Below are 10,341 nucleotides of genomic sequence, written 5' to 3'. Positions count from 1 at the left end.
GATTTCATGTATAATAATACGAGGTGATGACAATGGGTAAGAAAGTATTGCTGGGTTTATCCGGCGGTGTAGATTCGGCAGTAGCGGCTGTCATTCTAAAGGAACAGGGTTATGATGTTACTTGTGCATTTATGCGTAACTGGGATGCACTGGCAAACAATGATATATTAGGAAATCCGACGATTCAGGATGACGTCTGTCCTCAGGAAGCGGATTATATGGATGCGAAACGGGTAGCAGACCGGTTAGGTCTTGAGCTTTTACGCGTAGATTTTGTGAAAGAATACTGGGATAATGTTTTTACTCAATTCTTAGATGAATATAAAAAAGGCAGAACACCTAATCCAGATATTCTATGTAATAAATATGTAAAATTTGATGCTTTCTTTAAATTTGCGATGGAACAAGGCTTTGACTTAGTGGCAACCGGCCATTATGCCAGAGTCAGCAATGAAGGTGAAACTAAGTTATTGCGGGGTAGTGATGAGAATAAAGACCAGACTTATTTCTTATGTCAGGTACCGGTTCATGCGCTTGCGAAGACATTGTTTCCTATTGGTGATTTAGCTAAGCCTGAGGTACGGCGGATTGCTGATGAGTGGGAGCTGGCGGTTGCGAAAAAGAAAGATTCCACCGGCATCTGTTTTATTGGTGAACGTAATTTTAAACAATTCCTGCAGAATTATCTGCCCGCAAAACCGGGAATTATTGTTGATATAAATAGCTTAGCTCAGGTTGGCAGCCATGAGGGTGTGTTATACTATACGATTGGTCAGCGCCGCGGCATGGGAATCGGCGGTGATCACGGCCCTTATTTTGTCGTAGGCAAGGATGTTGAGAAGAATATTCTATACGTTGCCAATGGTGATGAAAATGAATGGCTGTTAAGTGACAGCTGTTTGGTTAGCGGTGTCAATTGGTTTGCCAAGGATAAGCCGCAGGGTGAGCTTCAATGCAGTGCAAAATTCCGTTATCGTCAAAAAGATAATGAGGTAACGATTCGTTTTATTGATGACACTACGGTATTTGTGAAATGTGACCCTGCGGTTAAGGCGGTTACATGCGGTCAGGAAGCGGTTTTCTATCAGGGTGAGTGCTGTCTTGGCGGCGGTGTGATCGATGAAGTGTTCTATCACGGTGAAGCATTAGCATCCCGTTTGGAAAAGAGACTTGCCAATGGCCGTTAAACTGACAGGCACAAGGATGGACAAGGCGCCTTTATCGCCGCTGCGCTGTCTGTTGTTGATTCTTAATTACTATGTAGGCTTTGCTTACTTTTATCCGCGATGGGCGGCTCGTATTACATTATGGCTTAATCCTTGGGCAATCCAGACATCAAGTGCGGTCTTATTTGCTTTTTATATTTGGATGATCCTATTCTCAGTCATCGTAGCTTTTCCGCTGTTTAAGGAAAGCTGGCAGAAATTGCCGCCGCTGAGTAAAGTGCTGAAAAATGTCTTCTTTTTATGTATCATCGTTTATTTAGCAAATATCGGCTTCTCTTTGATTGCCTCAATGTTGTCAGGGACGGCCAGCAGTGTAAATCAGGAGGGATTGGATCAGTCAATGAAGGCCATTCCGCTGCTGACGGCTTTTATCACTGTCATCTATGCACCGATTGTTGAGGAAACCTTGTTTCGCGGTGTCTTTTTTCGCTGCTGCCGCGCAAAGCTGAACTTTATCTGTTCCATGCTGATCAGCGGCTTGATGTTTGGCTCAATTCATATTTATTCATCGCTGCTGGCGGGTAATTTTACCGATGCCTGGTACTTGCTGACATATGCCGGTATCGGCTTCATATTATGTATTGCCTATGAGCAGAATGATTCAATCTATCCGAGTATCATGCTTCATTTTATGGTTAACCTGCTGGGCACCTTAGCCATGTTTTTATAAGGAGGGCGAAGATGGAAGAGCTTATTGAGATTGTTGGTAAATTTGTTTCGATCCGCTATCGCAACGATTATAACGGCTTTACGGTAGCTCGTTTTCGTCTGCATGAATTAAATGAGAAAGACTGTATAGTGACTGGCTGCTTTGCTGCTTTGCAGATGGATGTGCTTGTTTCATTAAAGGGCAGTTATATCGAACATGAAAAATATGGCGTACAATTTGCTGCGCAAAGCATGGAAAAGGTCATGCCTAAGGATGAGGACTCTTTGGTGCGTTATTTTTCCAGTGCGCTGTTTCCCGGCATTGGCCGCAAGACTGCTGAAATGATTGTCGCTGAATTGGGTAATGACGCCATTCAGCGAATTAAGGCAGATCCCGATGTACTGATTCCTTTGTTTAAGAAGAAAAATGACAAGCGTATTCAATCAATCATTAACGGCATTGATGAGAATGATGAGGTTGATGACAGCATTGTATTTTTCAATAAGCTTGGTTTAGGTGTCCGCAATATTATGAAGCTGGAAGTGGTTTATGGCGCTGATGCCGCAGCTATCATCAAAAATAATCCCTATCAGATGATTGAAGACATTGACGGCATCGGTTTTAAAACCGCTGATAAAATTGCTTACAGTCTGGGCTTTGAACAGCATCATCCGTATCGTTTAAAGGCACTGCTGCTGTCAGTGCTGTTGGATGCCTGTATGAGCAGCGGCAACAGTTTTCTAAACTATGATGAATTTATGAGTGCTTTTTCCAAGCGTCTGCGCAAAGAAGGCTTGATGCTGACTGCCGAAGAGATTGATGAGTATGTAGAACAGCTGAAAATGGACCGGATGATCATTATTGAAGAAAACCGCATCTATCACAGCACACAATATGATGCAGAGAAGGGGATTGCTTCTTTTTTATCAGGTTTTCCTTATGTGAATGAGATTGAAGCAATTACGGATGATCTTGAGGAGCGCCTGAAAGAGGTTGAAGCTGATTTTGCGATTACTTATGAAGAAAAACAGAAAGCAGCAATCCGTGATTTTTTTAATGAATCCTTTTCCATCCTAACGGGCGGACCCGGTACTGGTAAAACAACGATTGTGAGAGGTATTATTGCCCTTTACCGCAATTATTACCCCTACAATAATATCGCCTTATGCGCACCGACCGGCCGAGCCGCTAAACGGCTTAGTGAATGCAGCGATGTACAGGCTACAACGATTCATCGTTTATTGAAATGGGATCTTGAAAGCAATACGTTTTTAGTTAATGCTGAGGAACCGATTACTGCAGATCTGTTGATTATCGATGAATTTTCTATGGTTGATCAATGGCTATTCTATAATTTATTGCTGGCCAGCAAACAGGTAAAGAAAATCCTTGTGATCGGTGATGAAGACCAGCTGCCTTCGGTGGGGCCCGGCTGTGTGCTGAAGGATCTGATTGCCAGCCAGTGCTTTAAGGTATGCCGGCTGGAAAAAATCTTCAGGCAGAGTCAGGGCAGCGATGTTGTTGAACTGGCTCATGAAATCCGCCGTGGCTGCTGTACGGTATTGGACAGCGGTCATGATGTCGCGTTTTTTGAATGCCGTAATTATCAGGTAAAGGATCAGATATTAAAGATTGTCAACAATGCCTTTGAGAAGGGATATGCTGATACGGATATTCAAGTGCTGGCACCGATGTACAGCGGTGTATCCGGAATCGACGGTTTAAATCTCGCCTTACAGAAATTATGCAACCCGCCGGCGCTTTATAAGAAGGAAATCCGTTTGGGCTTTCGAACCTTTCGGGAAGGCGATAAGGTCTTACAGCTGAAGAATCAGCCGGATGATGATGTCTATAACGGAGATATCGGCAGGATTGCGGAGATTGTGCCTGCGGAAGAGGATTTTAATCATCAAAATCGTATCTTTGTTGATTTTGACGGCATTATTGTTGAATATACACCAGAGAATTTTAATGTGCTGACGCATGCTTATTGTGTTTCAATTCATAAATCACAGGGCAGTGAATATCCAATCGTGATTATGCCGATCTTAAATGAGCACCATATCATGCTGCAGCGCCGTTTAATCTATACCGGTGTTACCCGTGCCAAAAAAAGTCTGGTTTTGCTGGGGGAACGGGAGGCTTTTGAAAAAGCGATTCTTCAGCAGGAAAGAAAAATCAGAAATACGACTTTGGAATTAAGAATCCGCGAATATTTTGGATAAATTCATTGCTCTCACTCATACTAAAAAGTGATAAGGAGTGATTACTATGAATAAAAGTCTTATGACACTGCTTTGCGGTATTGGCATTGGTGTTTTGGTTGGTTATTGCAAGGAAAGCGAAATTGATGAGCTTTGCTATAAAGGCCGCCGCGCTAAAAAACAGATGATGAGAAATCTTCATTCAGTTCAAGAGTATCTTGACTAAACCCCATTCGTTGGGGTTTTTCTATGAAAGAAAAAGTAAATCAGCTGCGCGTTCTCTTAATGCGCTGGCTGCCGGCTTGTCTTAGCATCTATATCCTAGTGCTGATTTTAAAAGCAGTAGGTCTCTATGATCCGCTGATAACCTTACTGCTGGCGCTGAAGCCTTTGCTGTATGGTTTAATATTAGCTTTGTCATTGCAGCCAATCATCATGAGCTTAAATAAGTATTTCACGAACCGCACCTCAGTGTTTATTGTCTACGGCGGCGGTATGATTATTTTTCTTGGTTTTTTACTGTTGCTGCTGCCGGTTTTGATCAATGAGCTGTCAACGATTTCATCAACATTAGAGAGCTGGCTGAGCGAATTATCGTCCTGGCTGAATGCTAATCAGCTGGATTTTGTTTTTAATGATGATTTTAAACGCTCACTCATCAACAACTCGACAGATATCGGCATGAAATTTGTGATGGATGGCGTATCTGGCTTTACTATTTTTACCCTCAGTTATATGATTGCTTTTTTTATCAGCATTGATTTTGATGCCGGCGTGAATATGGTTAAAAAATATGTCGTTGATCATCAGCGATGGTTTAATTTTTATAAGACGGGAAGCAATGTGGTTGTACAGTATATTATCGGTACTTGTATTGATCTGCTGTTTATTTTTGTCAGTGTTTTTCTGATTCTTGTCTTGTTTAAATTTCCCAATAGTCTGTTGTATGCCGGTTTGTTGGCTCTTTTAAATTTATTCCCTTATATCGGCGCAACCATCGGTATTTTATTGATTGCCTTAGCCGGTTATCTGCATTTTACGCAGTTTCCGATTTTATGTATTGCTGTGGTGTGGGTGCTTCAGCAGATAGAGGCCAATTTCATTCAGCCGCTGATCTTTCATAAAGCGATGGATGTGCATCCCTTATACCTGTTTCTAGGCTTGCTGCTGGGGGAAGCAATGTTAGGTGTTATCGGCTTAATTCTCTCACCAATTTTAGCCAGCTTTATGCAAATATCAGTACGCAGTTATATGCATGCCGCTTCCCATCAGAATGTCGGCGGCTGGGAAGATATTTTCTGGTGAGATGCTTGAAGAATAAAATTTCATATGCTATAATTACAAAGGCAAAATGATGAAAATGAGGAGTAAAATTAACACTTCTGAAGAGAGCAGGCGGTTGGTGTGAGCCTGTGTGGTGAAGGTTTGAAGGCTGCGTTGGAGTTTTGCGCGTACCCTTACGCTAATTAAGGATAACTAAGTGCACAGCCTTGCTGTGAATCAGGATGGTACCGCGTAATTATTACGTTCCTGGACGACAGGAGCGTTTTTTTATGCTTCAATTAAAAGGAGGAAATTTTATGAAAAATTTAACTGGCAGTGAAATTAGACAAATGTTTTTAGATTATTTTAAAAGTAACGGTCATATGGTTGAACCGGGAGCGTCTTTAGTGCCGCATAACGATCCTACGTTGTTATGGATCAATTCAGGGGTTGCCGCTTTAAAGAAATATTTTGACGGCACGATCAAACCAGCCAACAATCGGATTACCAATGCGCAGAAATCAATCCGTACCAATGATATTGAAAATGTCGGCAGAACGGCTCGTCACCATACATTCTTTGAAATGCTCGGCAATTTCTCAATTGGTGATTATTTTAAGCGTGAGGCGATCACTTATGCTTGGACTTTTTTAACAAGTCCTGAATATATCGGTTTTGAAAAGGAAAGAATGTATGTGACGGTACATCCTGATGATACTGAAGCTTATAATATCTGGGTGAATGAAATGGGTGTTGATCCTTCGCATATTTGTAAGACAGAACACAATTTCTGGCAGATTGGTGAAGGTCCGTGCGGTCCGAATACGGAAATGTTCTATGACCGCGGTGAAGCGTATGATCCAGAGCATATCGGTGAACGGCTGTTTTTTGAGGATTTGGACAATGACCGCTATATTGAAATCTGGAATGTGGTTTTCTCACAGTATGACGGCAAAGAGGGCGTTGACCGCAAGGACTATAAGGAATTACCGCAGAAGAATATTGATACCGGGATGGGGCTTGAGCGTTTAGCCTGCATCTTACAAGATGGTGAAACTAACTTTGATACCGATCTCTTCCTGCCGCTGATTCATGCGACTGAAAAGTTTACTTCTATTCCTTATGCTGAGAATAAGATGGCATACCGTGTTATTGCTGACCACATCCGTACAGTGACTTTTGCATTGGCTGACGGTGCGCTGTTTGCCAATGAAGGCCGCGGCTATGTGCTTCGCCGTGTGCTTCGCCGGGCGGTAAGATTCGGCAGAAAGCTGAAGATTGAAGGTGCCTTTATGTATCAGCTGGTACCGGTTGTTTATGAGATCATGAAGGATTACTATCCTTATATCGGTGAAAAGATCGAATATATTCAAAAGCTTGTGAAGGCTGAGGAAGAACGCTTCCATGCTACTTTAGCTGATGGCGAGCGTCTGATGAATGAAGTAATCGCATCTACCAAGGATAAGGTAATCAGCGGGGAAACAGCGTTTAAGCTTTATGATACTTATGGTTTCCCATTTGAATTAACTGTTGAAATGGCTCAGGAGTCAGGCTTTGAAGTAGATAAAGATGGCTTCGACAAGGAAATGGAGAAACAGCGTGAAAGAGCTAGAAACAGCCGTGAAGCGCTGGAATCAATGAACTCGCAGTCAGCCGATTTAATGAACTTTACAGAGGCCAGCAAATTCATCGGCTATGAAGAGACAATTTGTCATGCAAAGGTCATTGCTTGCTTCGTAGACGGTCACCAAGTGGATGTGATTGATGAAGAAGGCGATGTTATCTTATCAGAAACTTGTTTCTATGCGGAAAGCGGCGGACAGGTGGCAGACAGCGGTGTGCTGCTGAACGGCGCGATGAAGGCAAAGGTTAGTGATGTGAAGAAGGCTCCGCATAAGCAGCATCTGCATCATGTTAAGCTTGTGAATGGTACGATTAAATGCGGTGATGATGTTACCGGTCAGATTGATACCGAAAAGCGTTTGATTATCACCAGCAATCACTCTGCCTGTCACTTGCTTCAAAGCGCTTTAAAGGCTGTTGTAGGCAGTCATATCGCGCAAGCCGGATCATTTGTCAGCGATGAATATCTGCGTTTTGACTTCACCCACTTTGAAAAGGTGAGTGAGGAACAGCTCCAGCAGATTGAAGATTTAGTCAATCAATATATCGCTCAGAAAAATCCGGTAATGATTCAGAATATGAATATTGATGAAGCCCGCAAGACAGGCGCGACCGCCTTGTTTGATGAAAAGTACGGCGATGTTGTCCGCGTTGTCAGCATGGGTGATGTTTCTAAAGAATTCTGCGGCGGCTGTCATGTTCACAACACACAGGAAATCGGTGTCTTTAAGATTGAATCTGAAGAGAGTATCGGATCAGGTGTGCGCCGTATCGTAGCCAAGAGCGGTTATGCTGCTTATCGTGATTTTGTCGCATTGGAAAATCAATTGAAGGAGATTGCCGGCATGCTGAAGCTGAACGGTTTAAGCAATGTGGTGGCAAAGAGCACGCAGATGCTTGATGAATTAAATGCCGTGAAGAAAGAAAATGCGGCGCTCAATGCTTCGATGCTTGTCCTTAAGGCTGATGAGCTTGCTAAGAATGCGGTTGATGTAAATGGCACAGCTATGTTAGTTGAACGCATTGATAATGTTGAAGGCAATACGTTAAAGGATATGGTAATGACTTTGCGTGATAAGATCGACGGGGTTGTCTTTATCGGCGGCAGTCATAATGGCAAGGTTGTCTTTGTCAGCGGTGCGAGTCAGAAGGCGGTCAAGGCTGGCTGTCACTGCGGTAATCTGGTTAAGCAGGCAGCGCTGATTTGCGATGGTAAGGGCGGCGGCCGACCAGATCTTGCTCAGGCGGGCGGCAAATCGGATGAGAAGCTTGATGAAGCACTTAAAGATGTTAAAAATAAACTAGGTTTAGGACTTTAATTTTAATATAAATTAAGGTAAAATAAATGAAAAGGAGGTACTCCTATGAAAAAAGATGTTACTGAAACGATGGCCTTTAAATCCGATGATCTAAGACGTGACAACATTCGTCATATTTTAAGAATCGTCGATGAGGCATTAAAAGAAAGAGGTTATAATTCTGTCAATCAATTAGCCGGTTATTTGATTTCTAATGATCCGGCATATATTTCCAGTCATAACAATGCCCGCTCAATCATCCAGAGCGTTGAGCGTTACGAGATCATCGAAGAGATGGTGCGTACATATCTGGAAGATCTTAAGCAATGAAGCGGATCTTAGGACTGGATCTTGGCAGCCGCACCTGCGGGGTAAGTGTCAGCGATGTTATGGGGATGATTGCCCGGCCGGTAGAAACACTGCGTTTTCAGGATGATGATTATGATCAGTGCCTGGTATTGCTTCAGAAGTATATCGATGAATTTCAGATTGAAACGGTAGTTCTCGGACTGCCAAAGCATATGAATGGCGATATAGGCATCCGCGGTGAGGTTTCAATTGCTTTTAAGGAAAAGCTTGAAGCTCAGGGCTTAAAAGTCGTATTATGGGATGAGCGGCTGACCACCGTTGCGGCGGAACGCATTTTGATTGCGGCAGATGTATCGCGTAAAAAGCGCAAGCAGGTCATTGATCAAATGGCGTCGGTGCAGATTCTGCAAGGTTATCTTGATAGTAAAAGTTAAGGGCTGATTGCCCTTTCTTATTAATGGAGGAAAAAGTATGTTGGAATCAAACAGTTTATTTATTACTGATGAAAATGGCAAAGAAGTAGAGATGGAGATTCTTTTTACCTTTGATGATGAAGGCCGCGGAAAGAAGTATGTTGTGTTCTGTGACCCTAAGGATGAAAGCGGTGAAGTCTTCGCTTCCTGCTATGATGATGAGGGCAATCTGCTGCCGATTGAAACGGATGAGGAATGGGCAATGGTAGAAGAAGTGCTTGGCGCTTTTGGCGAAGATGAAGAAGCTTAATAAAAAGGGTCTTGTTCTTGCCTTTGTTCTATTACTGGCAATCCTTGTCGGCTTGGGTGGTTTTATGTATTACCGCTCAGGGCTTGAACCGGTAAGTCATGTAGAAAATCCTATTGAATTTGAGATCAGTGAAGGTGAAAACGCGGATCAGATTCTTAAAAATCTAAAGGATAACTATATCATTAAAAATGAACTTGTTGCGAAGCTGGTGATGAAGCAGAAGGGCCTGAGTGATTTTAAGGCGGGTACTTATACACTTGATAAATCATGGACACCTGAGGAAATACTGACGGTCTTAAATGATCCAAATGCGGCGATGAGCAATCAGGTATTGATCACGATTCCTGAAGGCTATTGGGCTAAGGATATCGCTGAAACAGTGGCTGAGAATACAAATGTAAGCGCCGAGGAGCTGATGGCGCTTTGGAATGATGAAGCCTTTTTGGATGAGATGATCGCAAAGTATGAATTTTTAGATGAAAGCATAAAAAATCCAGAGCTGACAGTAGCACTGGAAGGATACCTTTATCCGGAAACCTATTTCTTTTACCGTGAGACTAATGCCCGGGATGTGACGATGCGTTTCCTTGATGAGTTTGACCGCAATTATCAGATGTTTAAGGGTCAGCTGGAAGGCAGTGAAATGAGCTTCCATGACTTGATAACCTTGGCATCGGTCGTGCAGTTTGAATCGGGGCATCCGGATGATATGAAACTGATTGCCGGTATCTTTGAAAACCGTCTGCGTGACGGCTATCGTCTGCAGTCAAGCGTGACGGTTTGTTATGCCCTCTATGAGTATGACAGCTGGCTGGACTGTGAACAGAATTATGAGGTAGAAAGTCCATATAATACATATATGATCGATGGCCTGCCGATTGGACCGGTATGTAATCCAGGTATCGATGCCATTGAAGCGGTATTGAATCCGACACCTTCCGATTACATGTATTTTATTGCCGATGTTTATGGTGATAAAACAGTTTATTATGCAACTACTTATGAAGAGCATCTAGCGAATATTGAACAGTATCTCAATTACTAAG

The 10,341-nt window shown here is 42.8% G+C and carries 10 protein-coding genes and 1 other annotated feature; all 10 genes read left to right on the top strand.

The window, feature by feature from the left end; genetic code table 11:
• Nucleotides 1–32 precede the first annotated feature (32 nt).
• The 10 genes from mnmA (at nt 33) to mltG (ending at nt 10,340) form a co-directional block, all read left to right on the top strand.
• Nucleotides 33–1,187, top strand: a complete 1,155-nt coding sequence (gene mnmA, locus DAHG_RS17880; protein WP_026881070.1) for a tRNA 2-thiouridine(34) synthase MnmA — start codon at nt 33–35, stop codon at nt 1,185–1,187.
• A complete protein-coding gene (locus DAHG_RS17875) occupies nt 1,177–1,896 on the top strand; it encodes a CPBP family intramembrane glutamic endopeptidase (RefSeq protein ID WP_022939724.1) in 720 nt (239 codons plus the stop codon). Before mnmA ends, DAHG_RS17875 begins: the two co-directional genes overlap by 11 nt.
• 11 nt (nt 1,897–1,907) lie before the next feature.
• Nucleotides 1,908–4,100: an SF1B family DNA helicase RecD2 gene (gene recD2, locus DAHG_RS17870; RefSeq protein ID WP_022939723.1), complete on the top strand. Its 2,193-nt coding sequence runs from the start codon at nt 1,908–1,910 to the stop codon at nt 4,098–4,100.
• A 46-nt stretch (nt 4,101–4,146) separates the two neighbouring features.
• A complete protein-coding gene (locus DAHG_RS21255; RefSeq protein WP_022939722.1) occupies nt 4,147–4,305 on the top strand; it encodes a hypothetical protein in 159 nt (52 codons plus the stop codon).
• A gap of 23 nt (nt 4,306–4,328) precedes the next feature.
• Entirely contained in the window at nt 4,329–5,384 is a 1,056-nt protein-coding gene (locus tag DAHG_RS20215) for an AI-2E family transporter (RefSeq protein ID WP_022939721.1), read from the top strand.
• A 40-nt stretch (nt 5,385–5,424) separates the two neighbouring features.
• Nucleotides 5,425–5,614 (top strand) — a binding site (T-box leader).
• Between the two features lie 45 nt (nt 5,615–5,659).
• Nucleotides 5,660–8,284 carry an alanine--tRNA ligase gene (alaS, locus tag DAHG_RS17855; RefSeq protein ID WP_022939720.1) on the top strand — a complete coding sequence of 875 codons (2,625 nt, stop codon included), beginning with the start codon at nt 5,660–5,662 and terminating at the stop codon, nt 8,282–8,284.
• A gap of 45 nt (nt 8,285–8,329) precedes the next feature.
• Nucleotides 8,330–8,593, top strand: a complete 264-nt coding sequence (locus DAHG_RS17850) for an IreB family regulatory phosphoprotein (RefSeq protein ID WP_022939719.1) — start codon at nt 8,330–8,332, stop codon at nt 8,591–8,593.
• Nucleotides 8,590–9,006 (top strand): Holliday junction resolvase RuvX, encoded by a 417-nt coding sequence (gene ruvX / locus DAHG_RS17845; protein WP_022939718.1) that lies wholly within the window; start codon nt 8,590–8,592, stop codon nt 9,004–9,006. Before DAHG_RS17850 ends, ruvX begins: the two co-directional genes overlap by 4 nt.
• 37 nt (nt 9,007–9,043) lie before the next feature.
• On the top strand, nt 9,044–9,295 hold the full coding sequence (locus DAHG_RS17840; RefSeq protein ID WP_022939717.1) for a DUF1292 domain-containing protein: 252 nt from the start codon (nt 9,044–9,046) through the stop codon (nt 9,293–9,295).
• Complete coding sequence (gene mltG, locus DAHG_RS17835) at nt 9,282–10,340, top strand: endolytic transglycosylase MltG (protein WP_022939716.1); 1,059 nt, start codon at nt 9,282–9,284, stop codon at nt 10,338–10,340. The genes DAHG_RS17840 and mltG overlap by 14 nt, the downstream gene beginning before the upstream one ends.
• Nucleotide 10,341 lies beyond the last annotated feature (1 nt).

The organism is Dielma fastidiosa (assembly GCF_000313565.1).
In the GTDB taxonomy this organism is placed as follows: Bacteria; Bacillota_I; Bacilli_A; order Erysipelotrichales; family Erysipelotrichaceae; genus Dielma; species Dielma fastidiosa.
This window is presented reverse-complemented; position numbering and strand designations above follow the sequence as displayed.

Excerpts from the sequence above, each read along its gene's own strand:
- mnmA (WP_026881070.1), top strand. The coding sequence starts at position 33 with ATGGGTAAGAAAGTATTGCTGGGTTTATCCGGCGGTGTAGATTCGGCA.
- DAHG_RS17875 (WP_022939724.1), top strand. The coding sequence starts at position 1,177 with ATGGCCGTTAAACTGACAGGCACAAGGATGGACAAGGCGCCTTTATCG.
- recD2 (WP_022939723.1), top strand. The coding sequence starts at position 1,908 with ATGGAAGAGCTTATTGAGATTGTTGGTAAATTTGTTTCGATCCGCTAT.
- DAHG_RS21255 (WP_022939722.1), top strand. The coding sequence starts at position 4,147 with ATGAATAAAAGTCTTATGACACTGCTTTGCGGTATTGGCATTGGTGTT.
- DAHG_RS20215 (WP_022939721.1), top strand. The coding sequence starts at position 4,329 with ATGAAAGAAAAAGTAAATCAGCTGCGCGTTCTCTTAATGCGCTGGCTG.
- alaS (WP_022939720.1), top strand. The coding sequence starts at position 5,660 with ATGAAAAATTTAACTGGCAGTGAAATTAGACAAATGTTTTTAGATTAT.
- DAHG_RS17850 (WP_022939719.1), top strand. The coding sequence starts at position 8,330 with ATGAAAAAAGATGTTACTGAAACGATGGCCTTTAAATCCGATGATCTA.
- ruvX (WP_022939718.1), top strand. The coding sequence starts at position 8,590 with ATGAAGCGGATCTTAGGACTGGATCTTGGCAGCCGCACCTGCGGGGTA.
- DAHG_RS17840 (WP_022939717.1), top strand. The coding sequence starts at position 9,044 with ATGTTGGAATCAAACAGTTTATTTATTACTGATGAAAATGGCAAAGAA.
- mltG (WP_022939716.1), top strand. The coding sequence starts at position 9,282 with ATGAAGAAGCTTAATAAAAAGGGTCTTGTTCTTGCCTTTGTTCTATTA.